Consider the following 25,667-nt stretch of genomic DNA (forward strand, 5'->3'; position numbering starts at 1 on the left):
CCACCAAGGACACAGCCAACAATGTTGTCGGATGACGGTCCTGCGGACCTAATCCGACCTACGGCAGATCAGGCGTAGGTCGGATTAGCGCGAAGCGCGTAAGCCGACACCGCCCGCGACGTGTCAAAGATCAGCTCTTGAGCGTGTAATCGATGATCAGCGGCGCATGGTCGGAAAAACGCTCGTCCTTGTAGACGCTGACCGTATGCGCCTGGGCCGCGATGCCGGGCGTGGCGACGTGGTAGTCGATGCGCCAGCCCACGTTTTTCGCGTAGGCTTGTCCGCGGTTGCTCCACCAGGTGTACTGGTCTTCGCGCTTGTCCAGGCCGCGGTGTACGTCGACAAAGCCCACTTCGTCGAAGACGCGCGTCAGCCATGCGCGTTCCTCGGGCAGGAAGCCGGAATTCTTCTTGTTGCCCTTCCAGTTTTTCAGGTCGATTTCATGGTGGGCGATGTTCCAGTCGCCGCAGATGACCACTTCGCGGCCCAGCGCCTTCAATGCCAGCAGGTGCGGCAGGAACAGTTCCATGAAGCGGAACTTGGCTTCCTGGCGTTCCGGGCCGGACGAGCCGGACGGGCAGTACACGGAAATGACGGACAGGTTGCCAAAATCACAGCGCACATAGCGGCCTTCGGCATCGAATTCGGGGCTGCCGAAGCCAATATGCACGGCGTCCGGTTCGACCTTGCTGTACACGCCCGTGCCGGAATAGCCCTTTTTCTCGGCGTAGTGGAAATGGCCATGGTAGCCGTGCGGGTTGAGGAATTCCGGCGTCATGTCGGGCAGTTGCGCCTTCAATTCCTGCACGCAGATGAAATCGGCCGTTTGCGTGCCCATCCAGTTGAAAAAGCCTTTTTTGGCGGCGGAACGGATGCCGTTCAGGTTGGCGGAGATAATTTTTGGCATAGGTCGAGAGTGAAAAGGGCGCTGGACGGGGCCGGCGGGCGCGGCATGGCGATTGTCTCGCCGGTGCGCGCGGATTAAAATACAGGCACTTTTAAAAAATGAGGCTAATGTGAATAATTTACGCCAGCAGTTTATCGCGTTTTCAGTATCCAAGGGAGTCTTGCGGTTTGGCGAGTTCACCACCAAGGCCGGACGCCAGTCGCCGTACTTCTTCAATGCAGGCCTGTTCCACGACGGCGCCACCCTGGCCGAGCTGGCGCAGTTCTACGCGCAGACCCTGCTGGACTCGGGCGTCGAATTCGACATGCTGTTCGGCCCCGCCTACAAGGGCATCACCCTGGCATCGGCCACCGCCGTGGCGCTGGCCGGCAAGGGTCGCAACACTTCGTTCGCCTTCAACCGCAAGGAAGCCAAGGACCATGGCGAAGGCGGCACCATCGTCGGCGCCAAGCTGCATGGCAAGGTTGTCATCATTGACGATGTGATCTCGGCCGGTACCTCGGTGCGCGAATCGGTGGACATGATCCGTGCCGCCGGCGCCGAGCCATGCGCCGTGCTGATCGCCCTGGACCGCATGGAGCGTTCCGGCCCGGACGGCCAGCTGTCGCCAAGTTCGGCGGTGCAGGAAGTGTCGAAACAGTACGGCATCCCCGTCATCTCGATCGGCAATCTGGACGACTTGTTCGGCTACCTGAATGGCGCGGGCGCCGATCCGGAACTGCTGAAACATAAAGAGGCTGTTTCCGCCTACCGCACGCGCTACGGTATTTAAGTCGTCTTGTCCAGCAGCGCCCGCAGCCGCGGGTCGCTGCAGGCGGTGGCAGCTTGCGGATGGCATTGCAACAGTCGCCGCAGCAGCGCGCCGCCGATGCCGCGCCGCCGGAATGGCGGTTTCACGAACAGCATGTTCACCGTCACCCCGTCCGCGCACTTGCTGATGTCGAGCATGGCCACCTGCTGGCCGTCGATCCACGCGCACAGCGCGCTGTCCCCTTGCCAGTCTATCTGCATCACGCCGCCAGCCATGGCTTGAGCGCCGCATGCAAGCCCAGGGCGAACAGCCCGGCAAAAAAACACCGTTTGAATACCTGCTGCGCGATGCGTCCGCGCAGCCATTGACCGGCCAGCATGCCGGCCAGCGCCGGCAGCAGCGCATACGCGGAGGCGCCCGCCGCACCCAGGCTGAAGTCGCCGTGCAGGGCCAGGCTGGCCGCCAGCGCCACGGTCGATGCCGTAAACGCCAGGCCCAGCGCCTGCACCAGCGCATCGCGCGCCAGCCCCAGTCCCTGCAGATATGGCACGGCGGGGATGACGAACACGCCCGTGGCGGCCGTCACCAGCCCTGTCGCCGCGCCCGCGACGGGCCCCAGCCACGCTTCGTGCCGGGCCGGTACGCGCAACTGCAGCGAGAACAGGCCGGCCAGCGCGTACAGCATCAGCGCCACGCCCAGCGCGACGACGGCCCAGACCCCGCCGTCGGTCGGCAGCAGGGCGCCGCCGGCCAGGGTGCCCGCCATGACGGCCGCCAGCATGGGCCACAAACGGCGCAGCAGGGCGCGCAGGCCGGGACCCACCGCCAGTTGCCAGACGTTCGTCACCATCGATGGCACGATCAGCAGGGCAGCCGCCTGCACGGGTGGCATGACAAGGCTGAGCGTGCCCATGGCCACCGTCGGCAAGCCCAGTCCGACTACGCCCTTGACGAAGCCAGCGACGAGGAAGCTGGCGCCGACAGCCAGCAGAAATGACGTCTCCATCTTTTTTATCCAGAGTGATTTTGCGTGGATTCTGCGCTTGCCCGGAGATTTCGCCAAGGTGGATTATTTTGAGTCAGCCTTAGTAAAATACGAAGGCTGATAAGATGGCGAAAAGGAGAGCCGCCATGCGCTTTGATCTGGTCGATTTGCAGCTGTTTGTCAACGTGGTGGAGGCCGGCAGCCTGACGGCGGGCGCCGCGCGCAGCCATCTCGCATTGGCCTCCAGCAGCGCGCGCGTGCGCGGCATGGAAGAGATGCTGGGCATGCCCCTGCTGCTGCGCGGTCGGCGCGGCGTGGAGCCGACGCCCGTGGGCCAGACCTTGCTGCATCACGCGCGCCTGGTGCTGCTGCAAATGGAAAAAATGCGCGGCGAGCTTGGCGAATTTGCGCGCGGCTTGAAAGGGCAGTTGCGGCTGCTGTGCAATACGGCAGCGCTCAGCGAGTTCTTGCCCGAGGCGCTAGGCGCTTTTCTCGACCGCCATCCGAACCTGACCATCGACCTGGAAGAGCGCCTCAGTTACGATATCGTCAAGGCTGTCTCGGAAGGGCTGGCCGACATGGGCATCGTGTCCGACTCGGTCGACATGCGCGGCTTGCAGACGTTCTTGTTCCGCCCCGACCGGCTGGTGGTCATCGCAGCGGCCGACGGCGTGCACCACCGCGCGCTCGGCCAGGATGGCGTCGTCGATTTTGCCAGCGTGCTGGATCACGATTTCATCGGCCTGGCCGACGACAGCGCGATGCAGCAGTACCTGGGCATGCATGCCGCGCGCCTGGGGCGTCCGTTGAAGGTGCGCGTGCGCCTGCGCAGTTTCGATGCCGTCTGCCGCATGGTGGCCAGCGGCGTGGGCATCAGCGTGGTGCCGCTGGCGGCTGCCAGCCGCTGCCAGCAGACGATGGCGCTGCGCTGCCTTGAATTATCCGATCCCTGGTCGGTACGCAATCTGACAATCTGCGTGCGCCAGTTCAGTGAATTACCCCTGTATGCGCGCCAGTTGATCGATCATCTGAAGGCGTGACAGGGCATGACAGGAGCAGCGATGCGTTTTTCAGAAGACAAGATGGCCAGCCTGCGGTGCAGCGACCAGGTCGAGCGGCCGATCCACATCTGGCAGCCGGAGCAGCCACGTGCAGTGATCCTGGCGATCCACGGCGGCATGGCGCATGCGGGCGACTACGTCACGCCGGCGCTGTATTTCCGCCAGCACGGTTTCGCCACCGTCAGCTTCGACATGGTGGGCCATGATGGCAAGCGCAAGGTCGATATCCCTTCGTTCGATGCCTTCCTCGACGACGTGGAGCTGTTCCTCGCCTGGGTCAAGCAGGCGTATCCGGGCTTGCCCGTATTCGTCATGGGCCATTCCATGGGCGGCCTGATCGCCACGCACCTGGGGCTGCGGCGCTTCGCGGGCGACCCGGCGATCAAAGGCTTCATCATCTCATCGCCGTATTACGTGAATGCGATTCCCGTGCCGAAGGTGCTGCAGATGCTGTCGGGCTGGCTGGCGCAGCGCTTCCCCATGATGAAGGTGCCGCTAGGAAACTTGACCATGCTGCTGACGCACGATCAAACCATCACCGCGCGCCATTTCCAGGACGAGCGCGACGGCATACGCGCCAGTGCGGCGTCGGTGCGCTTTGCCCATGCGCTGACGTCGGCGCAAAAGGAACTGGCGGGCGGCTTGTCGGACTGGCGCTTCCCCCTGTTCGCCGTGGTGGCGGGCGACGACAAGCTGGCCAACAGCCGCGCCACGGAGAGCATGCTGCGCAGCGTGCCCGATGGCCTGCTCGACTATCACTACTATCCGGCCAATTATCACGAGAACTTCAATGAAGTGAACCGCGACGTGATCTTCGCGGCCATTCTGGCGTGGATGGAGAAACTGCTGGCACCCGTAGCGCCGTGAGGCGCCAGTATCGTTATAATCGGTTCAACTGAATTCACCGCCGGCGCATGCCGGCCCGGTCCCCGCGGTACAGGGGAATACTCAAGGAACCAACGATGCGCTTGCTGATTGCCCTGTTACTCCCGTGGCTGACCTTTTTCACGATCGGCCGTCCGATCGCCGGCATCATTTGCCTGATCCTGCAAATCACCTTGATCGGCTGGCTGCCTGCGACGATCTGGGCCGTATATGCGCTGAGCCAGTACAAGACGGACCAAAAGATCGCCGAGGCCATGCGCCGGCGCTAACCTAAGACTGGCCTAAGCTGCGCTTCCTATCTTGATTCAACCGACATGAGGAGAGTGAGATGGCACCAGACAGACGCGGTACCTTGAACCTGGCGGCGGTAATGCTGGCCGCCGGGCTGTTGCTGGGAAGTGCGGCGCAGGCCCAAACCGACAGCGCACTGCCGCCCGTGCAGAAAAGCGGGGCGGTGGAATACCTGAGCGGCGGCATTGGCCTCGATGAATCGACGGCCATCCAGAGCGCCAGCCGGCATTGGCCCCTGAGTCTCGTGTTTTCCGTGCAGGCGGCGGGCAAGGCGGAATTTGCCTCCGACGTGAAGCTGGAGATACGCGACGCCAAGGGTGGCGTGGCGCTGGAAACGACGGCCAGCGGACCGTTCCTGCTGGCGAAACTGCCGCCAGGCAGCTACAGCCTGCGCGCCACGCTGGCCGGCAAGACACTGGAACGCACTGTGCAGGTCAAGGCGGGCAGCTCCGCGCGCGTGGAGCTGGTCTGGCCGGCGGGAACGAACCAGGGCCGGCCTTGATGCCGGGCGACGGCAAGGCACCTGAACGGGACTCGTCGGCGCGGGGCTTGTCGGCGCATATCCTGCCCACGTCGGCGACGATGGTCGGCGTGTGCATGACGGTGCTGTCGATCGGGCACCTGGCACCACGCGGCGAGGTGCGCGTGGCCATCGACAAGCTGCTGGCCATCGATGCCATCGTCTTTCTCGTCAGCGCCGTGCTCTCGTTCATGTCGCTGCGCCCCGGCCAGTCGCGCTTGCGCCACGAATGGTGGGGCGAACTGCTGTTCCTTTGCGGCCTGGCCCTGCTGGCGCTGGGCGCCGTGGTGCTGGCCTTCGTTATCAACTGACGTCGATCAACTGACCGCGAGCACGCGCCCTTCGGCCGCGCTTTGCAGCGCCAGTTCGATCAGGCGTATCGTCGCCGCCGCATCCTCGGCTGCCACGGGCGCCGGTGCGCCGTGGCGGATGGCGTCGGCCATGCCCTGGTAAAAGTCCTGGTAGCGGCCCGCCTGCATCTCGAGGTGTTCGACATGTCCGTCCGGCTGCGTGCCCAGATGCAGCGCGCCGCGCACGGGGTCCACGCCCCAGCCGGGCTGTCCCGGCCTGCCGCCCGCCTTCAGGGCATCTTCCTGCGGATCGAGGCCAAACTTCACGAAACTGCCCTTGTCGCCATGCACGGCGAAGCGCGCCGTCGGCGCCTTTACCAGGCAGCCCGCCTGCAGCACCACGCGCAGCCGGTCGTAGTACAGGACGATGTGCATGTAGTCGACGGCTTGCGCGCCATCGCGCTGCAGGACGATATCGGCGTACAGCTTTTCCGGCTGGCCGAACAGCTGCATGGCCTGGTCCAGCATGTGCGGGCCCAGGTCGTACAGCAAACCGCCGCCCGGCGCGCCGGACTCGCGCCAGCGCTGGCGGATCTCGGGGCGGAAGCGGTCGAAATGCGATTCGACGCTGGCGATACGGCCCAGGGTACCCTGGGCCAGCAGCGCTTTCAGGGTCAGGAAGTCGCCATCCCAGCGGCGGTTGTGATACACGCTGAGCACCAGCTTGCGCTCTTTTGCCAGCGCGATCAGGCTCTGTGCTTCGGTGCTGGAAATGGTGAATGGCTTGTCGACCACCACGTGCTTGCCCGCTTGCAGGGCCGCCTGCGCCAGGCTGAAATGCGCCTCGTTGGGTGCGGCGATGACGACCAGTTCGATGGACGGATCGGCAAACAGTTGCGCGGGCTCCGCATACACGGTCGCGTGCGGCCAATCCTTGTGCACGAGTTCCGGCTTGCTGGAAGCGACGGCCGTCAGTTCCAGGGCCTCGATGGTGGACAGGACGGGAGCGTGGAAGGTGGAGCCGGCAAAGCCGTAGCCCACCAGGCCGGTTTTGATCTTGTTCATGGCGTGTTCACAGGTGCGTGGAAGAATCCATGATCATACCCGCAAGCGGGCGGCGGCAGCGCTGCTGCGATGTTGCAACGCCGCCGCCGCTGCTTTTAGTTCAGGCTCCAGACGTATTGCACCTTGACGCTGGCGCTGACCGGCTTGCCGCCAGCGAGGGCCGGCTTGAACGTGCACTTGGCGATGCCGCTGCGCGCCGCCTCGTCGAGGGCCGGATGGCCGCTGCTTTTGACCACGCTCGATCCCGTTACCTTGCCGGTGGCATTCACGTCGAAGGACATGTTGACCGTGCCCTCTTCCTTCGCCTGCAGCGATGCGGCTGGCCAGACCGGCTTGCCGCAGACGCCAAAGTCGATGACGGGGCGGCGCTCCAGCACGGGCGCGCTGTCGGCGGCCATGGCCTGGCCGTAGATGCCGAGGCAGGCGCCGGCCAGGGCCAGCAGCGGTATGGCTGCTTTCCAGTTCAGGGTTTGTGGTGCGGGGCGCAGCAATCGTTTGATACGTGACATAAGATCTCCTCCGTTGGCCGCCTGGGCCAGGTGGTGGGTTGAGAACTGGAGGCGTTCCAGTTCCGAGAGTGCAAGAGCCAGACGCCGCGGTTCGCCCAGTTGTCTTGCTGCGAAATCATCTGCAATGTGTTCGCGTTCGAGGCGCACGCCGCGTGAAATCCACCAGACGGCCGGGTGGAAGAACAGCAGCGCCTCGATGGCGTTTTGCAGCAGGTTGATCAGATAGTCGTGGCGCCGGATGTGCGCCAGTTCGTGCGCCAGCAGCGCGTCGAGCAGGTGCGGCGGCATGCCGGTGACCAGCGAAGCGGGCACCAGCACCATGGGGCGCCAGATGCCGGCCGTGAGCGGGCTGGCGATGCCGTTTAGCACGCGCAGCCGCACGGGCCGCGTCACGCCGGCATCCTGGGCCATGCGCGACAGCCTTGTCTGCAGTTGTCCATGCGTGGCGCCGGTGTTCCTGGCGCTGCGCTCTATCCACAGCATGCCCATCGCCATGCGCACGGCCAGCACGGCGGCGCACAGCGCCCACACGCCGACGATGGCGCGCAGCAGCAAGTCCAGGTCGGGCAGGCTGTCGGGCGCCAGCAGGGCGGTCGGCAGCAAGGCGCTGGAGTACGGGGCGCCCGTGGCATCGCCGCCGGCCAGGCGCAGACACAAGCCCGCCGCCGGCCATGCCAGGCAGGCCAGCAGGGCGCCGCAACCGACGGCGTAGCGCGCCTCCGCACGCGCATTGCGCAGGGCCGCCCACGCCAGCGCCGTGGCGCAGCCGATCAGCAAGCCTTGCCACAGGAAGTGCAGCAGGGTCCAGCCTAGCGCCGGCACGAAGCCGTTCATGACTGATCGTCCTTGAGCATTTTTTCGATTTCCTCGCGTTCGGCGCGCGACACGCCCGTGCGCAGCGCCGCCAGCACCAGCGCCTTGGCCGAACCGGCAAAGGCTTTCTGCATCAATTCCTTGAGCAGGTTCGTCTGCAGGCTGTCCTGCGCCTGGGCCGGCGCATACACGTGCGAACGCTGGCTTGCATCGCGGATCAGCAAGCCCTTGCCGTGCATGATCTGCATCAGGCGCAACACGGTGCCATACGTGATGGCAGGCTTGGCCAGCGCCATCGCCTCGTGCACCTGCTTGGCCGTGGCGGCGCCCAGCGGCCACAGTGCCTGCAGCAGATCGAGTTCGGCTGCCGTCGGTTTCGGGATGTCGTGCGTCTTGGCCATGCTGTTTTCCTCTTGCCTGAAATTCAATATGGCTAGATTAAACCTTGTAGACAAAAATGTATACTTTAATTTGAGGCGGTCTGCAAATGCCCTTCAGTACGGAGGAAAAGTCTAGACAAGGCTGTTTATAAACGATGCGTACAGGCGAAAAAAAAGACGCCGCGGCGTCTTTTTTGGGGATGGGGGATAGTTAGCCCGCCAGCTTGGCCTTCAGCAGTTCCGTCAGCTGGGCCGGGTTGGCCTTGCCCTTGGATGCTTTCATGGCCTGGCCGATCAGCGCGTTGATGGCCGCTTCCTTGCCGGCGCGGTATTGCTCCACCGACTTGGCATTGGCCGCCAGTACTTCATCGACGATGGCTTCCAGCGCGCCCGAATCCGAGATCTGCTTCAGACCCTTGGCGTCGATGATGGCGTCGACCAGATGCTCGTCGCTGGACTTCGCTTCCCACATGCCGGCGAAGACTTCCTTCGCCGCCTTGTTCGAGATCGTGCCGTCGGCGATGCGCTTGAGCATGGCGGCCAGCTGCGCGGCGGAGACGGGCGCGTCATCCAGGTCCACGCCTTCGCGGTTCAGGGTCGACGAGACGTCGCCCATCAGCCAGTTGGCGGCGGCCTTGGCGTTTTCCTTGCCGGCCTTGTCGACCACGGCGACGAAATAGGTGGCCATGGCTTTTGATTGCGTCAGCACCAGCGCATCGTAGTCCGGCAGCGCGTATTCGCTGATGAAGCGGGCGCGCATGGCGGCCGGCAGTTCCGGCATCGAGGCCTTGACGGTGTCGATCCACGCTTGCGAGATGACCAGTGGCGGCAGGTCAGGATCCGGGAAATAGCGGTAATCCTGGGCGTCTTCCTTGCTGCGCATTTCGCGCGTTTCCTTGCGCTCCGGATCATACAGGCGCGTCGCCTGCACGACCTTGCCGCCATCTTCGATCAGTTCGATCTGGCGGCGCACTTCCACGTGCACGGCTTCCTCGATGAAGCGGAAGGAGTTCAGGTTCTTGATTTCGCAGCGGGTGCCGAATTCCTTCTGGCCGACGGGGCGCACTGAAACGTTGACGTCGCAGCGGAACGAGCCTTCCTGCATGTTGCCGTCGCACACGCCCAACCACATGACCAGCGAGTGCAGGGCCTTGGCGTAGGCCACGGCTTCGGCGGCGCTGCGGATTTCCGGTTCCGAGACGATTTCCAGCAGCGGCGTGCCGGCGCGGTTCAAGTCGATGCCGCTCATGCCGGCGTAGTCTTCGTGCAGCGATTTGCCGGCGTCTTCTTCCAGGTGGGCGCGCGTCAGGTTGACCGTCTTGGTGACGAATTCGCCATCCTTTTCATAGCCGAAGGTCAGGGCGCCGCCGATGACGACGGGGTCCTCGAATTGGCTGATCTGGTAGCCCTTCGGCGAATCCGGATAAAAATAGTTCTTGCGCGCGAAGACCGAGTGCGGCGCGACGGTGGCGCCGACGGCCAGGCCGAAACGGATCGCGCGGTCGACGGCCTGCTTGTTCATCACCGGCAGCACGCCTGGCAGCGCCAGGTCGACTGGGCTCGCTTGCGTGTTGGCTTCGGCGCCGTACTTGATCGGCGAACCGCTGAAAATTTTGGATTCGGTCGTGAGCTGCACGTGGTTCTCAAGACCGATGACGACTTCCCATTGCATAGTGTTCTCGCTTATTTTTTGGTGGCGCCGCCTGGGCGGCGCGAATTTTTTCTTAAATGCCTGCGGGGCTGCGCGTATGCCAGTCCGTCACTTGCTGGAACTGGTGGGCCACGTTCAGCAGCCTGGCTTCGCCGAAGTAATTGCCGATGATTTGCAGTCCGACGGGGCGCTTGCCGTTTTTCTCGCCGTCGCCAAAGCCGCATGGAATCGACATGCCGGGCAGGCCTGCCAGGCTGGTCGACAGGGTGTAGATGTCGGCCAGGTAGTTCGCCACCGGGTCATCCGTCTTGTCGCCCAGGTCCCAGGCGACGGTCGGCGCGACCGGTCCCATGATGACGTCGCAGACGGCGTTCGGGCCATTCAGCACGGCGTCGAAATCCTGCGCGATCAGGCGACGGATCTTTTGCGCCTTCAGGTAGTAGGCGTCGTAGTAGCCGTGGCACAGCACATAGGTGCCGACCATGATGCGGCGCTGTACTTCCGGGCCGAAGCCCTGCGCGCGCGACTTCTTGTACATGTCCTGCAAGTCCTTGTACTCGGTGGCGCGGTGGCCATAGCGCACGCCGTCGTAGCGCGACAGGTTCGACGACGCTTCGGCCGGCGCGATCATGTAGTAGGCGGGAATCGACAGGGCCGTGTTCGGCAGCGAGATATCGACCAGGGTGGCGCCCAGCTTTTCATACTGTGCCAGCGCGCCGCGCACGGCCGCTTCCACGTCCTTGGCCAAGCCCTCGCCAAAGTACTCGCGCGGCACGCCGATGCGCAAGCCCGTGAGGGGCAGGTCAAGGTCGCGCGAAAAATCTTCCGCCACGCCGCCCTGTTCCGGCGACAGGCTGGTCGAGTCGCGTTCGTCGAAGCCGGCCATGGCGGTCAGCAGCAGGGCGCAGTCTTCGGCCGAGCGGGCCATCGGGCCGCCCTGGTCCAGCGACGAGGCAAAGGCGATCATGCCGAAGCGCGAGACGCGGCCATACGTCGGCTTGATGCCGGTGATGCCGCAAAAGGCGGCAGGCTGGCGGATCGAGCCGCCCGTGTCGGTGCCGGTGGCTGCCGGCGTCAGGCCAGCCGCGACGGCGGCGGCCGAGCCGCCCGACGAGCCGCCTGGTACGGCATTCTTGTCCCACGGATTCCGCACGGCGCCGAAGGCCGAGTTCTCGTTGCCGGAGCCCATGGCAAATTCATCGCAATTGACCTTGCCCAGGGTGACCATGCCGGCCGCGCGGAATTTCTCCACCACGGTGGCGTCAAACGGGCTGGCATAGTCGGCCAGCATTTTCGAGCCGGCCGTCGTGCGCCAGCCTTTGGTGACGAACAAGTCCTTGTGCGCGATCGGCACGCCCGTCAATGGCGTGGCCGTGCCTGCGGCGATGCGTGCGTCCGCTTCGGCAGCCTGCGCCAGGGTCAGGGCACGGTCGACGTGCAAAAAGGCGTTCGAGTTGTCTGCTTCGATGCGGTCGAGGAAATGCGTCGCCAGCGCAACGGCGGAAATTTCCTTGTTCTGCAAGAGCGTGGACAGCTGTTTGATGGATTTTGTATGCATGGCGTTTCTATTTTTATCTATTCGGCAAGGTTGGGATTCGTGCACTGCGCCGTTCTAGCGCCTGACAGAAGCGTAGCGAGCGGAAGTGAGTTGTGGCCGAGAAGCGGAGCTGTGCTTTAGCACAGTGAGCATCGCAGGCCGCAAATCGCGACGCGCAGTAGCTTATGTCAGGTGCCAGTTACTCGATGACCTTGGGCACGAGATACAGGCCATCCTGTACCTTCGGCGCCACGGCCTGGTAGGCATCGCGGCGGTTTTGTTCCGTGGCGATGTCCTCGCGCAGACGCAGGGCGATATTGTCCATATGGGCGGCCAGCGGGTGGCTCAGGGGCGCCACGCCATCGGTATTGACGGCTTGCATTTGTTCTGCCAGTGCAAAAATCTTGTTCAATTGGGCCAAAGACGTGACGGCCTGGTCGTCGGCCATTTCAAGTTGGGCCAGGTGGGCGATGCGTTTTACGTCGGAGAGTGTCAGGGACATGGCGAATGGCGCGGAGTGCCGCGCATTAGTATTAAGTTGGCGTTTTGATAAAACGCGGGTATTTACTGCTATTTTGCTCACAAAAATCGAGGAATGCCGCGTAACTCGCGGCTGCAAGAGTCGCACTTTTCCATGGTTTTTGAGCAAATCGCATTCAAATTATAAGGTAGAATGGCGGGTTAATGCGTTGCCGGCGCTGATGGACTGCTGCCGCAGCATAGAAAAGATTGCGCAAGCGCCAAGCGAAACCCGGAAAAATCGCCTTTTGGATTTTCAGGGTGCCTGAAAGCGCCCGCTTTGAAACTCCCCATAAACAGCTTTTGCGCAGCTCGATGCGCTACAGGACACTCATGTTTGGTTTTTTACGCAGGTATATCTCCACCGATCTGGCCATTGACTTGGGCACGGCCAACACCCTTATTTATGTACGCGGCCTCGGTATCGTCCTGGACGAGCCATCCGTTGTCGCCATCCGCCAGGAAGGCGGTCCGAATGGCAAGAAGACCATTCAGGCAGTCGGCAAGGAAGCCAAGCAGATGCTGGGCAAAGTGCCGGGCAATATCGAAGCGATTCGTCCGATGAAAGATGGCGTGATCGCCGACTTCACCGTGACCGAGCAGATGCTCAAGCAATTCATCCGCATGGTGCACGACTCGAAATTCTTCCGTCCATCGCCGCGCATCATCATTTGCGTGCCGTGCGGTTCGACCCAGGTTGAGCGCCGCGCGATCCGCGAATCGGCCCTGGGCGCCGGCGCCTCGCAGGTGTACCTGATCGAAGAACCGATGGCTGCGGCCATCGGCGCGGGCTTGCCAGTGTCCGAAGCGACCGGTTCGATGGTGGTCGACATCGGCGGCGGCACCACCGAAGTGGGCATCATTTCGCTGGGCGGCATGGTCTACAAGGGTTCCGTGCGCGTCGGCGGCGACAAATTCGATGAAGCCATCGTCAACTACATCCGCCGCAACTACGGCATGCTGATCGGCGAACAGACGGCTGAAGCCATCAAGAAGGCCATCGGTTCGGCCTTCCCTGGCTCGGAAGTGAAGGAAATGGAAGTCAAGGGCCGCAACCTGTCCGAAGGCATCCCGCGTTCGTTCACCATCTCCAGCAACGAAATCCTCGAAGCGCTGACCGACCCGCTGAACAACATCGTCTCGGCCGTGAAAAACGCGCTGGAACAGACGCCGCCGGAACTGGGCGCCGACATCGCCGAAAAAGGCATGATGCTGACGGGCGGCGGCGCACTGCTGCGCGACCTGGACCGCCTGCTGATGGAGGAAACCGGCCTGCCGGTGCTGGTGGCCGAGGATCCGCTCACCTGCGTGGTGCGCGGTTCCGGGATGGCCCTGGAACGTATGGACAAGCTCGGCTCGATCTTTTCCTACGAATAATCTGACAGAAGGGCCGGAAACCAACTCCGGCCTTTTTTTGGTTTTGGCGCCGGCGTTTGACCGGGGCCTGCACGTTGGCGCACTGCGCCTGGCCTGATTATTGGAAGTCATGGAATACAGTCCTCCGCCACTTTTCAAACAAGGCGCCTCCGCCCGCGTCAAGATGATGGTGTTCGCCGGCATTTCAATCGCCCTGTTGCTGGTCGATTCGCGCATGCACGCGCTGACGGCCGTGCGCCAGGCCGTCGGCACCGTGCTGTATCCGGTGCAGATGGCAGCCCTGGTGCCGCGCGATGTGGCGGTTGGTGTCGGCAACTACTTCTCTTCGCTGTCCGCCCTGGAAAAACAGGTGCGCGACCTGAAACACGAACAGATCGCCTCGGCGCAGATCCTGCAGCAGGCGCAGCTCAACATCGTGGAAAACAACCACCTGCGCAAGTTGATGGAAGCGCGCGAGCGCGTGCCCGTCAAGACCATGATGGCCGAAGTGCTGTACGACACGCGCGATTCGGCCACGCGCAAGATCGTGCTCGACCGGGGCATCCAGCATGGCGTGGAACTGGGCCGCCCCGTGATCGACAACCTGGGCGTGGTGGGACAAGTCACGCGCGTGTTCCCGTTCACCTCCGAAGTGACGCTCCTGACCGATGAAGAGCAGGCCATTCCCGTGCAGCTGCTGCGCAATGGCGTGCGCAGCGTGGCCATCGGGCGCGGCAAGTCCGGCACCATGGAGCTGCGCTTCACGGCCCCCAGCGCCGACATCCAGATCGGCGACATCGTCATTACCTCGGGCCTCGACGGCCTGTATCCGGCCGGCCTGGCCGTGGCGCGCGTGACCCTGGTCGAGCGCAATGCGCATGGCCCGTTCGGCCGCGTCGTGTGCCAGCCGCTGGCCGGCATTGAACGCAACACCCAGCTGCTCATCTTGATGACGTCTCCGGAAATTCCGCCGCGTCCGCCCGCTGAAGAAGTCAAGACGGGGCGCAAGATCGCCGGCAAGATGGCACCGATCAAGGATCCCGCCAAGGAGCCTGCCGCTGCGACACCAGCGGCCGCCAATGCGGTGACCGCGCCGGCCGCGAAACCGCCGGCCAGCCCGGCGCCGAAACCGGCGGCGCCTGCCGCAACACCAGCAGCAACGCCAACCCCTGCCGCCGTGCCACCGAAGGAAGCGACACGATGAACCGCCCGCATTACATCCTGCTGCCGGTCAGCCCCCTGTTCATCGGGTTTTCCCTGCTGTGCGCTTTCCTGCTGAATCTGCTTCCATGGGGGCAGTTCGTCGGCGTGCCCGATTTCGTCGCCCTGGTGCTGGTCTTCTGGGGCATCCACCAGCCGCGCAAGGTCGGTATCGGCGTGGCGTTTTTCATGGGCCTGATGATGGACGTGCACGACTCGACCCTGCTGGGCGAGAATGCGCTGGCCTATACCTTGCTGTCGTACTTCGCCATCATGATGCACCGCCGCGTGCTGTGGTTCCCCATCATGACGCAGGCGCTGCACGTGCTGCCGCTGCTGCTGCTGACGCAGGCGCTGCAATTGCTGACGCGCCTGATCGTCTCGGGCCGCTTCCCCGGCTGGCTCAATTTCATCGAGAGCTTCGTCGCCGTCGCCCTGTGGCCCATCGTCACGTGGATCTTGCTGGCGCCGCAGCGCCGCGCCGTGGACCGCGACCATAACCGGCCGATTTGACGGGCGCCTGCAATGACTGAACTTAAGAACACCGAGCGCGAACTGCATTTTTTCCGCATGCGCCTGACCATCCTGGGCGCGCTCGTCTTCGTCTGCTTTTCGCTGCTGCTGGCGCGCTTCATCTGGCTGCAGGTGATCAAGCACGAGGACTACGCGACCAAGGCCGAGGACAACCGTATCGCCGTGGTGCCCATCGTGCCCACGCGCGGCCTGATCCTCGACCGCAACGGCGTGGTCCTGGCGCGCAATTACTCGGCCTATACGCTGGAAATCACGCCATCGAAATTGAGCGCCAGCCTCGATTCCGTGATCGACGAGCTGTCGACCCTGGTGCAGATCGACATCAAGGACCGCCGCCGCTTCAAGAAACTGCTGGAAGAATCCAAGAACTTCGTCAGCGTGCCGCTGCGCACGCGATTGACGGACGAGGAAGTGGCGCGCTTCACGGCGCAGCGTTTCCGCTTCCCTGGCGTCGAGGTGCAGGCGCGCCTGTTCCGCCAGTATCCGATGGGCGAGGTGGCGTCGCACGTGGTGGGCTTCATCGGCCGCATCAACCGCAATGAAGCGAAGGCGCTGGAAGAGGGCGAGGACGCGGCCAATTACAACGGCACCGACCATATCGGCAAGGAAGGACTGGAAAAAAGCTACGAAAAGCAGCTGCATGGCACCACCGGCTACGAAGAGGTGGAAGTGTCGGCCGGCGGGCGCGCCATGCGCACCCTGTCGCGCACGGCCGCCACTCCTGGCAACAATCTGATCCTGTCAATCGACATCGAGCTGCAGAAGGTGGTCGAGGAAGCGTTCGGCGAGTGGCGCGGCGCGGCCGTGGCCATCGACCCGGCCACGGGTGACATCCTCGCTTACGTGTCCAAGCCAGGCTACGATCCTAACCTGTTCGTCGACGGCATCGACCAGCAAAGCTGGAACGAACTCAATACCTCGTTGGACCGGCCGATGGTCAACCGTCCCCTGTCCGGCACCTACGCGCCCGGCTCGACCTTCAAGCCCTTCATGGCGCTGGCCGCACTCGAATTGGGCAAGCGCACGCCGAGCCAGTCGATTTCCGATCCCGGTTTCTTCATCCTCGGCGGCCACACCTTCCGCGACGACAAGGTGGGCGGCCATGGCACGGTGGACATGCACAAGTCCATCGTCGTTTCGTGCAACACCTATTACTACCAGCTGGGCCGCGACATGGGCATCGACGCCATCCACGACTTCATGAAACCGTTCGGTTTCGGCCAGCTGACGGGCATCGACCTGAATAACGAAAAGACGGGCGTGCTGCCGTCGACGGAATGGAAGCGCAACCGCTTCAAGACGCCGCAGCAGAAAAAATGGGTGGGCGGCGATACGATTTCGGTGAGTAACGGCTCCGGCTACAACTCGTATACGCCGCTGCAGATCGCCCACGCGACGGCCAACCTGGCCAATAACGGCGTGGTGATGAAGCCGCATCTGGTGAAGATCATCGAGGACGCGGCTACGCGCGCGCGCACCCTGACGGTGCCCAAGGAAAGCTACCGCATCGCGCTCAAGCAGGAAAACATCGACGTCATCAAGCGCGCCATGGTGGGCGTGACCAGCGAGCAGGGTGGCACGGCCGCGCGCATCTTCACCGGCGTGCAGTACACGGTGGGCGGCAAGACGGGTACGGCGCAGGTGGTGGGCATCAAGAAAAACGAGAAGTACAATGCCAAGCTGCTGGCCGAACGCCTGCGCGACAACGCCCTGTTTACAGCCTTTGCGCCGGCCGACAAGCCGCGCATCGCGATCGCCATCGTGGTGGAAAATGCGGGCTTCGGCGCCGGCGTGGCCGCGCCGATCGCGCGCAAGGCGCTCGACTACTACCTGCTGGGCAAGCGCCCGAGCGACAAGGAAAAGGACACCACCAAGGTGCCCAAGGAAGATGTCGACGAAGTGCGCACCCTGGAAGAAATCACTGACGAGCAGGCCGCCCCGGCGGTACCTGCCAGGCAATAAGGAAGCACATGCCCATTAACGAGAGGCGCTCGCTGTGGCGGCGCGCCAAACCCTATCTGGCGGTGTTCGATCCGCCGCTGATGATCATCATCCTGATGCTGCTCAGTACCAGCTTGCTGACCCTGTATTCGGCCAGCATCGGCATCCCGGGCAAGATCGAAGACCACCTGCGCAATATTTTGCTGTGCTTTTTCGTCATGTGGGTGGCGGCCAACGTCACGCCGCAGATGATGATGCGCATCGCCGTGCCGGCGTACACGATATCGGTGATCTTGCTGGTGGCCGTGGCGCTGTTCGGCACCATCAAGCTCGGTGCGCGGCGCTGGCTGCATATCGGCGTGATCGACATCCAGCCGTCCGAATTCCTGAAGATCGCCACGCCGCTGATGCTGGCCTGGTTCTTCCAGCATAATGCGGGCGCCCTGCGCTGGAAATCGTTCCTGATGGCGGCGATACTGTTGCTGGTGCCCGTCTACCTGATTGCGCGCCAGCCCGACCTGGGCACGGCGCTGCTGGTGGTGGCGGCCGGCTTTACCGTCATCTTCCTGGCCGGTTTGTCGTGGAAGGTGCTGGCCGGCTTGCTGATCACCTTTGTTTCATGCCTGCCGATCGCCTGGTCGCACCTGCATGATTATCAGCGCGACCGCGTGATGATGCTGATCGACCCGACCAAGGACCCGCTGGGCAAGGGCTTCCATATCATCCAGTCCATCATCGCCATCGGTTCCGGCGGCATGACGGGCAAGGGCTGGACGCACGGCACGCAAGCCCACCTGGAATTTGTTCCCGAGCGCACGACCGATTTTATTTTTGCCGTATATTCCGAGGAATTCGGCCTGGTCGGTAACTTGATCCTGATGCTGATGTATTTGCTGCTGGTGGGACGGGGGCTGATGATCGCCGCCAATGCCCCCAGTTTTTTCACTCGCCTGCTGGCAGGAGCGATCACTATGATTTTCTTTACTTACGCCTTTGTAAACATGGGCATGGTCAGCGGCATCGTGCCGGTGGTCGGCGTTCCCTTGCCATTCCTTAGCTATGGCGGCACCGCGCTGCTGACCCTGGGCGTGGCCACCGGTATCCTGATGAGCATTCAGCGCCACCGCAAGCTGGTGCAGACCTGATGCGCGCGCCTTTCGATACTTTCGCCATGCGCGGGTTGGGCCTGACGGTCTTGCTGACCCTGGCCGCTTGCGGCACGACGCCGCAAAAGCCCGCATCGAATAACGTGCCGCTGCCGTCCGGCGGCAAGGTCAAGGTGCCCGTGCGCCAGGATCCCACCTTGCCGGCATTGCCGGCGGCCGGCTCCGGGCGCGGCGGCTATTACAAGGATGACGGCCCGGGCGACAATCCGCCGGCCAACCTGCGCGACGTGCCCGATGCGGAAGTGCGCAACGAGCCGTATTCGACGCGCTCGAACCGCCCGTATGTCGTCTTCGGCAAGACCTACACGCCGATCACCGACAATGAGCCCTTCAAGCAAAAGGGCACGGGCACCTGGTATGGCAAGAAATTCCATGGCCAGCGCACCTCGTCTGGTGAAATCTACGATATGTACAAGATGACGGCGGCCCATCCGACCTTGCCGATTCCGTCGTATGCGCGCGTGACGAGCATCGACAGCGGCGAGCAGGTGATCGTGCGCATCAACGACCGCGGCCCCTTCCATGCCACGCGCGTCATCGACGTGTCGTACACGGCGGCGCTGAAACTGGGCTTCCTCGGCAAGGGCAGTCACCAGGTGGTGGTCGAACGGCTGCTGCCTGCCGATATCGACGCCATCCTGGCCGCCCGTGCGGCACCGAAGCCGGTGCCGTCCGTGGTGGCCATCTCCATCGATACGCCGGTGGAAACGGGCGCCGTGGTGCAGCCGGAAGTGTCGTCGCAAATGCTGCCCGTCGACGCGACGGTCGCCGCACCGGCACCGGCGGCGCTGGCCAGCGGTTTCTATCTGCAGCTGGGCGCCTACTCGCGCGCCGACAATGCGGAAACGGGCCGCTCGCGCCTGGAACCCTACGCGGCAGCTTTGGGTACCCTGGGCGTGGTGCAGGCCGGGAATCTGTTCCGCCTGTACGGTGGCCCATTCTCGAGTCGTGCCGATGCGGCGCGGGCGGCGGCCAGCCTGCCTGAATCGACAGGCATCAAGCCCATCGTCATCCAACGATAGGCGCGGGCCAGGGGTTTATTTGCAGCTGCGCAGTTCCTGGTCAGGGAATTGCGTTTTGATCTTCTCGAGACGCGCGCGCGTGGCGGCGTCGAGGTCGCGGAACTGGTAGGCCAGCTGCTTGCCGGCGCTGTAGCGCGGCGCGACGCGGGCGCTGTGCACGCCCTGTTTGTTGAGCGATGCCAGCTGGCTTTGCGCGCTGGTTTCCGACTTGAACACGCCCAGTGAAATGCCCCAGCGCAGCGGGCTGCTTTCATTCATGATGAAGTAATTCGTCACGCCCAGCTGCTTCAATTCACCGGCCTTGCGGTCGGCGCCTTCCTTGCTGCCCTGCGGCGGGATATACACCATGTAGCTGGAAATCTCCTGGCCGGCCACGTTGCGGCGCGACTGGCGGTCGCCCAGGTCCAATGCCGCCACTTGCGCTTCAAAGCGGCGCCCATCGGCCAGCAGGAAATTGCCCACTTCCGTGCAGGCATACGATGTCGGCGGTGCCGGTGCCACCGCCGTCGGCGTCGCGCCCTCTTCGGCGGCAGGCGCCGTGGCCTGCTCCTGCGTCAGCAAGGTGAGCTTGCCCGCCTGCAGCTGGTTTTTCAGGCGCGCCGGTTCGCGCGTCTCGGTGCGAAAACTGCCCAGATAACCCTGGCCGATGGCCAGCACCAGCAGGTTGACGCCGGCCAGCAGCCAGAAGACGAATTTCAGCATACGTGGTTTCCTTGTGTTCCTGCGGTCCCGGCGCGCGCGGCCGCCTGCAGGCCGAGCATGACGATATTGTCCACCAGATGCAGCGGCACGGCCAGCGCCAGGGCCGGTGCGATGCGCGGTGCGGCGCCGCCCGACAGCAAACAGGCGCTGGCGCCATGCATGCGCACGGCCCGTTCGATGGCGCCCGCCTGTGCCGCCAGGCAGCCGGAGAGGATGGCGTCGTCCGTGTTGTCGGCAAAGCCGGCCGGTAGCAGGGCGTCGCTGGCGATTTGCGGCAGCTGCGCCGTGTTGCGCGCCAGCGAGCTGGCCATCAATCCCAGTCCCGGCAAGATCATTCCGCCGAGGAAAACGCCATCGGCCGTGACGGCGTCGATGGTGGTGGCGGTGCCGCAATTGGCGACGATGACGGCTTGGCCAGGCGCCAGCGCCTGCGCGCCGATGGCGGCGGCAAAGCGGTCGCAACCCAGCTGCGACGGTGCGCGGTAGCCATTCGTGAGGCCCGCCAGCTGCGGCAGCGATACAAAGTCGCGGGCGACGACCGGCAGCATGGCGCGCAGGCGCGTGCCGATGGCGGCGCCTGCCACGTTCGACAGCAGCGCTTCGCTGATGCCGAGTGTCTCCCACTGCGCGGCCAGGGTGTCGATCTGCGCATGCGCGACGGCGCCGCTGGCCAGCCAGCCGCCGAGGGGACTGCCGGCGGCCACGAGCGCCCATTTGATGCGCGTATTGCCGGCGTCGATCAGCAGTAGCATGCGCTTACTCCCCCGTCAGGCGCAAGGACACGTCGCCGGACATGATTTCCTGCAGGCCGCCATCGCTGCGCAGCAGCAGGCGGCCAAGGTGGTCCACGCCTGCCGCCACGCCTTGCTGCAGCAATTGGCCATTGTCGAGGATTTTCACGTGCTGGCCTTGCCAGGCGTGCAGCGCGTTCCAGCGTTCGGTAAACGGTGCAAAGCCCGTGTCGTCGAATTCGGCCAGCACGCCGGCCAGGCGGCTGAGCAGGGCGGCCACCAGGGTATTGCGTTCCATCTGCGCCAGCCAGGGCACGGCCGAGACGCTGCGCCCGATCTGCCGTTCCAGCGCATCGGGCATCAGCAGATTGATGCCGCAGCCGATGACGGCCCACACGCCGCCGTCCGCTGCCTGTTGGGTCTCGACGAGGATGCCGGCCAGCTTGTGGCCATCCTTGAGCATATCGTTTGGCCACTTCAGCTGCACCGGCACGCCCAGCGACGTCATGGTCTCGGCCAGCGCCACGCCGACGGCCAGCGGCAAGCCGACCAGCTGCTGCAGCGGCCCCTTGAAGCGCCAGGCCAGCGAAAACATCAGGCTGGCGTCCGGCTGCGACACCCACGGCCGCCCGGCGCGCCCCCGTCCGGCCGTCTGCTGGCCGGCGATACGCAGGGTGGGGCCGGCCAAGGTGGCGCAGCGCGCCAGCAGGTCGGCGTTGGTCGATCCCGTTTCGTCGACCACCTCGATGGCCACGTGGGAGGCGCCCGTGGCGCAATGGGCGGCGATGGCCGCGCTGTTCAGGTCTGAGTGCTTCGTCATGGGGAGAGGTTGATTTTACTGGCTGCCGCCGGATGGCTTGCTGCGCGCCTTGTGCGGCGCGTTGGCGAAGGCCATGTCGTAGACGGCATTGGGCAGCGCGCGCAGCAGCTTGGCGACGACGCCCATCTGCCACGGGATCACGCGGTAGCTGTCGCCGTCGGCGATGGCGCGCGCGGCGCGCACGGCGAATTTTTCGGCCGGCATCAGGAATGGCATGCGGTAGGCATTGTGGCGCGTCATCGGCGTGTCGATGTAGCCGGGCGTGATGGTGACGACCTTGACGCCCGCCGGTTTCAATTCCAGGCGCAGCGATTCGCAGTAGCTGATGACGGCCGCCTTCGAGGCGCTGTAGGCTTCGGCGCCGGGCAGGCCGCGGATGCCGGCCACGCTGCCGATGCCTACCAGGCGCCCGCTGCCCTGGCTTTTCATGGCGGCGATGAAGGGCGCGAAGGTGGCGACGGTAGCCGTGACGTTGATGGCGATGAGGCGCGCGAAGGCGTCGAGGTCTTCCGCGTGTTCGCTCAAGGTACCGTAGGACACGCCGGCGCTGGCGATGACGACGTCGATGCCGCCCGCATGGGCGATGAAGTCACCGGCGGCGCTTTTCAGGGCGGCGTGGTCGCATACATCGACGGCGTAGGCGCGGTGGCGTTCAGGGTGGGGCAGGGAGGCGATCAGTTGCTGCAGGGTGTCGCCACGGCGGGCCAGCAAGCCCAGATGGGCGCCCTGGCGCGCGTACTGCAGCGCCAGGGCGGCGCCCAATCCGCTCGACGCGCCCGTGATGAAAACGCGATGCATCAGGCGATGCCCGGGCGCGCCAGGGAAGTGGCCATGCTTATTTCTTTTCCGCTTTGGCTTTCGCGACCAGCACGTCCATCACGCTGAGCGCCTGGGCGTTCAGCTGCTCTTCGTTCCTGGCCGACTTGCTGCCCTGATCGGCCTGCGAAGGCGAGGTGATGTAGCGGCCATCGATGGCGATCATGGGCCAAAACGTCACGTTATAGCCCTGCATCATGGCGTCAGCGCGGCGCACGCGGGCCGAGACGCCCATCGAACGGTAGGTGTCGATGAATTTCTGGCGGTCCACGCCTTGCTTGGCGACGAAATCGAATACGGCGTCGTCCGTGTTCAGGCGGTTGCGTTCCACGTGCATGGCGTGGAATACGCTGGTGTGCAGCTTGTCGACCAGGCCCATGGCTTGCAGGGTGAAGAACAAACGCTGCTGCGGCGCCACGCTGTCATCGCGCGACACGTGCACGCGCTTGAAGACGATGTTGTCGCCCTGTTTCTTGACCCAGGCCGCCAGCTGCGGTTCGAGCACGTTGCAATGGGGGCAGTAATAGGCGAAGAATTCCGTCACTTCGATTTTCTTGCCCGATTCCGTCGCCTGCGGCGTAGGCAGGGTTTCGTATTCGACGCCGTTTTTCGGCTCGGCCGGCGAGGCAGATGCGCCCATGGCGGCGGTGCACAGGGCGGCGGCGAACAGGATTTTCTTCAGAAAACGCATGCTGGTTCCTTATTTTTGGTTGCGGACGACGGCGACATCGATGCCGTTTTCAGACAGTTTGGTGCGTGCGCGGTTCATCGCTTCGAGCTGGTTGAACGGCCCGATGCGCACGCGGTGCAGCACGCCGGCGTCGGTGCTGCGGTCGCTGATGGCCGCTTCGAAGCCGAGCAGCGCCAGTTTGCCGCGCGTGCTTTCGGCGTCCGACATGTCATGGAAGGCGCCGGCCTGCAGATAATAAATCCATTTGTCGCTGGCTGCATCGGCCTTGGCCTCTTTTGCGTCGGCCTTGGCTTGCGGCGCGGGCGCCGCTGGTGCTGCCGCTGGCGTTTTCGGCGCCGGCTTGTCCTTCAATGTACCGATCAACTCCTGCAGCGCGTCCGGCGGTGGCGCCTTCGGCTGCTGCGCTGGCGCCGGCGCAGCAGGCTGCGTCGGCGTGACAATCTCGCGCGGCTCCTTGGAGAAGTCGCGCGCCGCTTCCTTGGCCGCTTCCTTGTTGCCATACATCGGCTTGTTCGGGTCGGCGATCTGGCCGGCCGTCGGTTCGGTCGATTTGCCGGCCTTGCCCGACTTGTCGGTGAAAGGCGAGGCGCCCTTGGTGATCACCAGGGCGACCACCACGGCGATGCCCAGGCCGATGACCAGGCCGATGATGATGCCGACCAGGGTATTGCCCTGCTGGCGCCGGGTCGAAGAGAAGCGGGAAGCGTGATTCATTTTGACGGTTAGACCTTCGCGATTACATTTTGTTTGGCGCGGACACGCCGATCAGTGCCAGGCCGTTGCGCAGTACCTGGCGCGCGGCGATGACGAGGGCCAGGCGGGCCATCTTGACGGCTTCGTCCTCGACCAGCACTTTTTCGGCGAAGTAGAAGCTGTGCAGGTTGGCGGCCAGGTCGCGCAGGTAGAAGGCGACCTGGTGCGGACCCAGTTCCGCTTGCGCACGCGCCAGCATTTCCGGGTAGGCGGCCAGGGTCGCCAGCAGGGTCGCTTCGGTCGGCGCTGTCAGGGGAGACAAGTCGACGCCGGCGACCGTGCTTGCATCGCCGCCCCAGTTTTCCAGGATGCGGCAGATGCGCGCATGCGCGTACTGCACGTAATAGACCGGGTTTTCATCGGTGGTTTTCAGCGCCACGTCGACGTCGAAGACGAATTCCGTGTCGGCCTTGCGCGAGATCAGGAAGAAGCGCACGGCGTCGCGGCCCTTGGCGATATCGCCGCCGCCCGACCATTCGATCAGGTCGCGCACGGTCACGTAGGAACCGGCGCGCTTCGAAATCTTGACTTCTTCGCCGTCCTTCATGACGGTGACCATCTTGTGCAGCACGTAGTCGGGGTAGCCTTGCGGGATGCCCATGTCGACGGCCTGCAGGCCGGCGCGCACGCGCGCGATGGTGCCGTGGTGGTCGCTGCCCTGGATATTGATGGCCTGCACGAAGCCGCGCTGCCATTTCACCAGGTGATAGGCCACGTCCGGCACGAAATACGTGTAGGTGCCGTCCGTCTTGCGCATGACGCGGTCCTTGTCATCGCCGAAGTCGGTGGTGCGCAGCCACAGCGCGCCATCCTGTTCGTAGGTGTGGCCCGCCTTGATCAGGGTTTCCACGGCGCTATTGACCTTGCCGTCCGCGTACAGCGACGATTCCAGGTAGTAATTGTCGAACTTCACGCCAAACGCCTGCAAGTCGATGTCCTGCTCGTTGCGCAGGTAGGTGACGGCGAACGGGCGGATCGAATCGATGTCTTCCACGTTGCCATTGGCCGTAGCAGGCTGGCCATCGCTGGCCGAGACGGTCTTGCCGGCCTTGAAGTCGCTGGCGATATCGGCAATGTAGTCGCCGTTGTAGGCGGACTCGGGCCATTCTGCGTCGCCCGGCTTGAAGCCGCGCGCGCGCGCCTGCACGGAGTTGGCCAGGGTCTGGATCTGCACGCCGGCGTCGTTATAGTAGAACTCGCGCGTCACCTGGTAGCCTTGCGCGTCGAACAGCGAGGACAGGGCGTCGCCCAGGGCTGCCTGGCGGCCGTGGCCCACGTGCAGCGGACCGGTCGGGTTGGCCGAGACGAATTCCAGGATGACCTGCTTGCCGGCGCCTGCCGTGCTGCGGCCATAGCTGTCGGCCTCGCCCAGGATGGTTTTCACCACGGCTTGCTTGGCGGCGGCGGAGACGCGCACGTTGATGAAGCCGGGCCCGGCGATTTCCACTGCCTCGACCAGGCCCTTGCCTGCAGGATTGGCCAGCACGGCCGCAACGATGGTTTGCGCCAGTTCGCGGGGATTCTGTTTCAGCTGCTTGGCCAGTTGCATGGCGATATTGCAGGCGACGTCGCCATGCGATGCATCGCGTGGTCGCTCGAGCACTACGCTAGGCGCAAGCGAAGTGCCGGCCAGGACGGGAGCGAGGGCGGCCTGGAACAGGGCGATGATTTCTTGTTTCTGTTGGGCGAGCATGAGCAGGATGGCGGTGGAACCGCGTTAAGAATGAATAGAATGAATCAAAAAGCAAAACGGACGGCAAGTACCCAAGCC

28 protein-coding genes are annotated in these 25,667 nt (G+C 64.1%); 12 read left to right on the plus strand and 16 right to left on the minus strand.

From position 1 onward, the window contains the following. Nucleotides 1-130: 130 nt before the first annotated feature. Nucleotides 131-907, minus strand: a complete 777-nt coding sequence (locus tag BLT98_RS25315) for an exodeoxyribonuclease III (RefSeq protein WP_034784687.1) — start codon at nt 905-907, stop codon at nt 131-133. 109 nt (nt 908-1,016) lie between these two features. Between BLT98_RS25315 and pyrE the strand changes: the two genes are divergently transcribed. Further along, nucleotides 1,017-1,679 carry an orotate phosphoribosyltransferase gene (gene pyrE / locus BLT98_RS25320; RefSeq protein ID WP_035824465.1) on the plus strand — a complete coding sequence of 221 codons (663 nt, stop codon included), beginning with the start codon at nt 1,017-1,019 and terminating at the stop codon, nt 1,677-1,679. Here pyrE and BLT98_RS25325 read toward each other — a convergent pair. Next, nucleotides 1,676-1,918: a GNAT family N-acetyltransferase gene (locus BLT98_RS25325; RefSeq protein WP_170846496.1), complete on the minus strand. Its 243-nt coding sequence runs from the start codon at nt 1,916-1,918 to the stop codon at nt 1,676-1,678. The two genes, pyrE and BLT98_RS25325, sit on opposite strands and share 4 nt — an antisense overlap. Further along, on the minus strand, nt 1,918-2,664 hold the full coding sequence (locus BLT98_RS25330; RefSeq protein WP_092612718.1) for a sulfite exporter TauE/SafE family protein: 747 nt from the start codon (nt 2,662-2,664) through the stop codon (nt 1,918-1,920). The genes BLT98_RS25325 and BLT98_RS25330 overlap by 1 nt, the downstream gene beginning before the upstream one ends. Before the next feature lie 125 nt (nt 2,665-2,789). Here BLT98_RS25330 and BLT98_RS25335 point away from each other — a divergent pair, with 125 nt between their 5' ends. The 5 genes from BLT98_RS25335 to BLT98_RS25355 all read left to right on the plus strand — a co-directional run bounded on the left by BLT98_RS25335 (nt 2,790) and on the right by BLT98_RS25355 (nt 5,711). Further along, the gene (locus BLT98_RS25335; RefSeq protein ID WP_034749390.1) at nt 2,790-3,683 is read left to right on the plus strand and encodes a LysR substrate-binding domain-containing protein; all 894 of its coding nucleotides are present in this window, start codon (nt 2,790-2,792) and stop codon (nt 3,681-3,683) included. 21 nt (nt 3,684-3,704) lie between these two features. Beyond that, nucleotides 3,705-4,571, plus strand: a complete 867-nt coding sequence (locus BLT98_RS25340) for an alpha/beta fold hydrolase (RefSeq protein WP_092612721.1) — start codon at nt 3,705-3,707, stop codon at nt 4,569-4,571. Nucleotides 4,572-4,666: 95 nt separating this feature from the next. Continuing rightward, nucleotides 4,667-4,858, plus strand: a complete 192-nt coding sequence (locus BLT98_RS25345; protein WP_034749384.1) for a YqaE/Pmp3 family membrane protein — start codon at nt 4,667-4,669, stop codon at nt 4,856-4,858. Nucleotides 4,859-4,917: 59 nt separating this feature from the next. Beyond that, the gene (locus BLT98_RS25350) at nt 4,918-5,382 is read left to right on the plus strand and encodes a carboxypeptidase-like regulatory domain-containing protein (RefSeq protein WP_139179377.1); all 465 of its coding nucleotides are present in this window, start codon (nt 4,918-4,920) and stop codon (nt 5,380-5,382) included. Continuing rightward, a complete protein-coding gene (locus BLT98_RS25355) occupies nt 5,382-5,711 on the plus strand; it encodes a hypothetical protein (RefSeq protein WP_070254348.1) in 330 nt (109 codons plus the stop codon). Before BLT98_RS25350 ends, BLT98_RS25355 begins: the two co-directional genes overlap by 1 nt. A 6-nt stretch (nt 5,712-5,717) precedes the next feature. Here the strand turns inward: BLT98_RS25355 and BLT98_RS25360 are convergent, their stop codons facing one another. From BLT98_RS25360 to gatC, 6 genes are all read right to left on the minus strand, one after another. Beyond that, nucleotides 5,718-6,755, minus strand: a complete 1,038-nt coding sequence (locus BLT98_RS25360) for an oxidoreductase (protein ID WP_092612727.1) — start codon at nt 6,753-6,755, stop codon at nt 5,718-5,720. 95 nt (nt 6,756-6,850) lie between these two features. Beyond that, nucleotides 6,851-8,098, minus strand: a complete 1,248-nt coding sequence (locus BLT98_RS25365; RefSeq protein ID WP_092612730.1) for a M56 family metallopeptidase — start codon at nt 8,096-8,098, stop codon at nt 6,851-6,853. Further along, a complete protein-coding gene (locus BLT98_RS25370; RefSeq protein ID WP_070254345.1) occupies nt 8,095-8,478 on the minus strand; it encodes a BlaI/MecI/CopY family transcriptional regulator in 384 nt (127 codons plus the stop codon). Before BLT98_RS25370 ends, BLT98_RS25365 begins: the two co-directional genes overlap by 4 nt. Before the next feature lie 190 nt (nt 8,479-8,668). Next, the gene (gene gatB / locus BLT98_RS25375) at nt 8,669-10,144 is read right to left on the minus strand and encodes an Asp-tRNA(Asn)/Glu-tRNA(Gln) amidotransferase subunit GatB (protein ID WP_280141273.1); all 1,476 of its coding nucleotides are present in this window, start codon (nt 10,142-10,144) and stop codon (nt 8,669-8,671) included. A gap of 37 nt (nt 10,145-10,181) precedes the next feature. Further along, nucleotides 10,182-11,666 carry an Asp-tRNA(Asn)/Glu-tRNA(Gln) amidotransferase subunit GatA gene (gene gatA / locus BLT98_RS25380; protein WP_092612735.1) on the minus strand — a complete coding sequence of 495 codons (1,485 nt, stop codon included), beginning with the start codon at nt 11,664-11,666 and terminating at the stop codon, nt 10,182-10,184. 178 nt (nt 11,667-11,844) lie between these two features. Next, the gene (gene gatC, locus BLT98_RS25385) at nt 11,845-12,147 is read right to left on the minus strand and encodes an Asp-tRNA(Asn)/Glu-tRNA(Gln) amidotransferase subunit GatC (protein ID WP_034784699.1); all 303 of its coding nucleotides are present in this window, start codon (nt 12,145-12,147) and stop codon (nt 11,845-11,847) included. A gap of 350 nt (nt 12,148-12,497) precedes the next feature. Between gatC and BLT98_RS25390 the strand changes: the two genes are divergently transcribed. The 6 genes from BLT98_RS25390 (at nt 12,498) to BLT98_RS25415 (ending at nt 19,383) form a co-directional block, all read left to right on the plus strand. After that, the gene (locus BLT98_RS25390) at nt 12,498-13,541 is read left to right on the plus strand and encodes a rod shape-determining protein (RefSeq protein WP_010393186.1); all 1,044 of its coding nucleotides are present in this window, start codon (nt 12,498-12,500) and stop codon (nt 13,539-13,541) included. 109 nt (nt 13,542-13,650) lie between these two features. Then, entirely contained in the window at nt 13,651-14,724 is a 1,074-nt protein-coding gene (gene mreC / locus BLT98_RS25395) for a rod shape-determining protein MreC (protein WP_092612738.1), read from the plus strand. Further along, complete coding sequence (gene mreD / locus BLT98_RS25400; RefSeq protein ID WP_034749354.1) at nt 14,721-15,233, plus strand: rod shape-determining protein MreD; 513 nt, start codon at nt 14,721-14,723, stop codon at nt 15,231-15,233. Before mreC ends, mreD begins: the two co-directional genes overlap by 4 nt. Nucleotides 15,234-15,245: 12 nt before the next feature. Next, nucleotides 15,246-17,216, plus strand: a complete 1,971-nt coding sequence (mrdA, locus tag BLT98_RS25405) for a penicillin-binding protein 2 (RefSeq protein WP_034784702.1) — start codon at nt 15,246-15,248, stop codon at nt 17,214-17,216. An 8-nt stretch (nt 17,217-17,224) separates the two neighbouring features. Further along, on the plus strand, nt 17,225-18,340 hold the full coding sequence (rodA, locus tag BLT98_RS25410) for a rod shape-determining protein RodA (protein WP_034784703.1): 1,116 nt from the start codon (nt 17,225-17,227) through the stop codon (nt 18,338-18,340). Beyond that, nucleotides 18,340-19,383, plus strand: a complete 1,044-nt coding sequence (locus BLT98_RS25415; RefSeq protein WP_052140358.1) for a septal ring lytic transglycosylase RlpA family protein — start codon at nt 18,340-18,342, stop codon at nt 19,381-19,383. The genes rodA and BLT98_RS25415 overlap by 1 nt, the downstream gene beginning before the upstream one ends. A gap of 15 nt (nt 19,384-19,398) precedes the next feature. Here BLT98_RS25415 and BLT98_RS25420 read toward each other — a convergent pair whose 3' ends face one another. The 7 genes from BLT98_RS25420 to argS are packed head-to-tail and all read right to left on the minus strand — an operon-like array spanning nt 19,399 to nt 25,589. Next, a complete protein-coding gene (locus BLT98_RS25420) occupies nt 19,399-20,085 on the minus strand; it encodes an SPOR domain-containing protein (RefSeq protein ID WP_092612741.1) in 687 nt (228 codons plus the stop codon). Next, nucleotides 20,079-20,837: a type III pantothenate kinase gene (locus tag BLT98_RS25425; RefSeq protein ID WP_092612744.1), complete on the minus strand. Its 759-nt coding sequence runs from the start codon at nt 20,835-20,837 to the stop codon at nt 20,079-20,081. Before BLT98_RS25425 ends, BLT98_RS25420 begins: the two co-directional genes overlap by 7 nt. A 4-nt stretch (nt 20,838-20,841) precedes the next feature. Further along, entirely contained in the window at nt 20,842-21,636 is a 795-nt protein-coding gene (locus BLT98_RS25430) for a biotin--[acetyl-CoA-carboxylase] ligase (protein ID WP_092612747.1), read from the minus strand. Nucleotides 21,637-21,651: 15 nt separating this feature from the next. Next, nucleotides 21,652-22,434 carry an SDR family oxidoreductase gene (locus BLT98_RS25435; protein WP_070278298.1) on the minus strand — a complete coding sequence of 261 codons (783 nt, stop codon included), beginning with the start codon at nt 22,432-22,434 and terminating at the stop codon, nt 21,652-21,654. Nucleotides 22,435-22,471: 37 nt separating this feature from the next. Then, nucleotides 22,472-23,143: a thiol:disulfide interchange protein DsbA/DsbL gene (locus BLT98_RS25440; protein WP_070253845.1), complete on the minus strand. Its 672-nt coding sequence runs from the start codon at nt 23,141-23,143 to the stop codon at nt 22,472-22,474. Between the two features lie 9 nt (nt 23,144-23,152). Further along, complete coding sequence (locus BLT98_RS25445; protein ID WP_034784711.1) at nt 23,153-23,857, minus strand: SPOR domain-containing protein; 705 nt, start codon at nt 23,855-23,857, stop codon at nt 23,153-23,155. 22 nt (nt 23,858-23,879) lie between these two features. Further along, entirely contained in the window at nt 23,880-25,589 is a 1,710-nt protein-coding gene (gene argS, locus BLT98_RS25450; RefSeq protein ID WP_092612750.1) for an arginine--tRNA ligase, read from the minus strand. Between the last annotated feature and the right edge of the window lie 78 nt (nt 25,590-25,667).

Origin of the sequence: Janthinobacterium sp. YR213 (assembly GCF_900099875.1) — a bacterium.
Lineage (GTDB): Bacteria > Pseudomonadota > Gammaproteobacteria > Burkholderiales > Burkholderiaceae_D > Janthinobacterium > Janthinobacterium lividum.

Coding starts and splice junctions, on each gene's coding strand:
- BLT98_RS25315 (WP_034784687.1), bottom strand. CDS start 907: ATGCCAAAAATTATCTCCGCCAACCTGAACGGCATCCGTTCCGCCGCC.
- BLT98_RS25325 (WP_170846496.1), bottom strand. CDS start 1,918: ATGCAGATAGACTGGCAAGGGGACAGCGCGCTGTGCGCGTGGATCGAC.
- BLT98_RS25330 (WP_092612718.1), bottom strand. CDS start 2,664: ATGGAGACGTCATTTCTGCTGGCTGTCGGCGCCAGCTTCCTCGTCGCT.
- BLT98_RS25335 (WP_034749390.1), top strand. CDS start 2,790: ATGCGCTTTGATCTGGTCGATTTGCAGCTGTTTGTCAACGTGGTGGAG.
- BLT98_RS25340 (WP_092612721.1), top strand. CDS start 3,705: ATGCGTTTTTCAGAAGACAAGATGGCCAGCCTGCGGTGCAGCGACCAG.
- BLT98_RS25345 (WP_034749384.1), top strand. CDS start 4,667: ATGCGCTTGCTGATTGCCCTGTTACTCCCGTGGCTGACCTTTTTCACG.
- BLT98_RS25350 (WP_139179377.1), top strand. CDS start 4,918: ATGGCACCAGACAGACGCGGTACCTTGAACCTGGCGGCGGTAATGCTG.
- BLT98_RS25355 (WP_070254348.1), top strand. CDS start 5,382: ATGCCGGGCGACGGCAAGGCACCTGAACGGGACTCGTCGGCGCGGGGC.
- BLT98_RS25360 (WP_092612727.1), bottom strand. CDS start 6,755: ATGAACAAGATCAAAACCGGCCTGGTGGGCTACGGCTTTGCCGGCTCC.
- BLT98_RS25365 (WP_092612730.1), bottom strand. CDS start 8,098: ATGAACGGCTTCGTGCCGGCGCTAGGCTGGACCCTGCTGCACTTCCTG.
- BLT98_RS25370 (WP_070254345.1), bottom strand. CDS start 8,478: ATGGCCAAGACGCACGACATCCCGAAACCGACGGCAGCCGAACTCGAT.
- gatA (WP_092612735.1), bottom strand. CDS start 11,666: ATGCATACAAAATCCATCAAACAGCTGTCCACGCTCTTGCAGAACAAG.
- gatC (WP_034784699.1), bottom strand. CDS start 12,147: ATGTCCCTGACACTCTCCGACGTAAAACGCATCGCCCACCTGGCCCAA.
- BLT98_RS25390 (WP_010393186.1), top strand. CDS start 12,498: ATGTTTGGTTTTTTACGCAGGTATATCTCCACCGATCTGGCCATTGAC.
- mreC (WP_092612738.1), top strand. CDS start 13,651: ATGGAATACAGTCCTCCGCCACTTTTCAAACAAGGCGCCTCCGCCCGC.
- mreD (WP_034749354.1), top strand. CDS start 14,721: ATGAACCGCCCGCATTACATCCTGCTGCCGGTCAGCCCCCTGTTCATC.
- mrdA (WP_034784702.1), top strand. CDS start 15,246: ATGACTGAACTTAAGAACACCGAGCGCGAACTGCATTTTTTCCGCATG.
- rodA (WP_034784703.1), top strand. CDS start 17,225: ATGCCCATTAACGAGAGGCGCTCGCTGTGGCGGCGCGCCAAACCCTAT.
- BLT98_RS25415 (WP_052140358.1), top strand. CDS start 18,340: ATGCGCGCGCCTTTCGATACTTTCGCCATGCGCGGGTTGGGCCTGACG.
- BLT98_RS25420 (WP_092612741.1), bottom strand. CDS start 20,085: ATGCTGAAATTCGTCTTCTGGCTGCTGGCCGGCGTCAACCTGCTGGTG.
- BLT98_RS25425 (WP_092612744.1), bottom strand. CDS start 20,837: ATGCTACTGCTGATCGACGCCGGCAATACGCGCATCAAATGGGCGCTC.
- BLT98_RS25430 (WP_092612747.1), bottom strand. CDS start 21,636: ATGACGAAGCACTCAGACCTGAACAGCGCGGCCATCGCCGCCCATTGC.
- BLT98_RS25435 (WP_070278298.1), bottom strand. CDS start 22,434: ATGCATCGCGTTTTCATCACGGGCGCGTCGAGCGGATTGGGCGCCGCC.
- BLT98_RS25440 (WP_070253845.1), bottom strand. CDS start 23,143: ATGCGTTTTCTGAAGAAAATCCTGTTCGCCGCCGCCCTGTGCACCGCC.
- BLT98_RS25445 (WP_034784711.1), bottom strand. CDS start 23,857: ATGAATCACGCTTCCCGCTTCTCTTCGACCCGGCGCCAGCAGGGCAAT.
- argS (WP_092612750.1), bottom strand. CDS start 25,589: ATGCTCGCCCAACAGAAACAAGAAATCATCGCCCTGTTCCAGGCCGCC.